This window comes from Sphaerospermopsis sp. LEGE 08334 (assembly GCF_015207205.1).
Lineage (GTDB): Bacteria > Cyanobacteriota > Cyanobacteriia > Cyanobacteriales > Nostocaceae > Sphaerospermopsis.
In genome coordinates, this window is sequence record NZ_JADEXH010000119.1 from 1 (window position 1) to 1,002 (window position 1,002).

General features: G+C 46.7%; 1 protein-coding gene. It reads left to right on the forward strand.

The genetic code is table 11. The features are described 5' to 3' along the window. The coding region (gene psbA / locus IQ237_RS25990) for a photosystem II q(b) protein (RefSeq protein ID WP_187042081.1) at positions 1 to 996 on the forward strand (996 nt) is incomplete at its 5' end. Positions 997 to 1,002 lie beyond the last annotated feature (6 nt).

Genomic DNA, 1,002 nt, shown 5'->3' on the forward strand with positions numbered 1-1,002 from the left:
ATCGGCTGGTTCGGTGTATTAATGATCCCCACCTTGTTAGCAGCTACCACTTGCTTCATCATCGCATTTATCGCTGCTCCTCCCGTTGACATCGACGGCATCCGTGAACCCGTTGCAGGTTCTTTAATCTACGGAAACAACATCATCTCTGGTGCAGTTGTTCCTTCCTCTAACGCTATCGGTTTACACTTCTACCCCATTTGGGAAGCTGCTTCCTTAGATGAGTGGTTGTATAACGGTGGTCCTTACCAATTGGTAATTTTCCACTTCTTGATCGGTGTAGCTTGCTACTTAGGTCGTGAATGGGAACTTTCTTACCGCTTGGGTATGCGTCCTTGGATCTGCGTAGCTTTCTCTGCACCTTTGGCAGCAGCAACCGCAGTATTCTTGATCTACCCCATCGGTCAAGGTTCATTCTCCGACGGTATGCCTTTGGGTATCTCCGGTACATTCAACTTCATGATCGTGTTCCAAGCAGAACACAACATCTTGATGCACCCCTTCCATATGTTAGGTGTGGCTGGTGTATTCGGTGGCTCACTGTTTTCAGCAATGCACGGTTCTTTGGTAACATCTTCCTTGGTTCGTGAAACAACCGAAACCGAATCTCAAAACTACGGTTACAAATTCGGTCAAGAAGAAGAAACCTACAACATCGTTGCAGCACACGGTTACTTCGGTCGTTTGATTTTCCAATACGCTTCATTCAACAACAGCCGTTCTTTACACTTCTTCTTGGCTGCATGGCCAGTAGTTGGTATCTGGTTCACAGCGTTGGGTGTAAGCACAATGGCGTTCAACCTCAACGGTTTCAACTTCAACCAATCCATCATTGATTCTCAAGGTCGTGTAATCGGTACTTGGGCAGATGTAATCAACCGCGCTAACTTAGGTATGGAAGTAATGCACGAGCGTAACGCTCACAACTTCCCCTTAGACTTAGCTGCTGGTGAAGTTGCTCCCGTTGCTTTGACTGCTCCTGCAATCAACGGTTAATTTGAA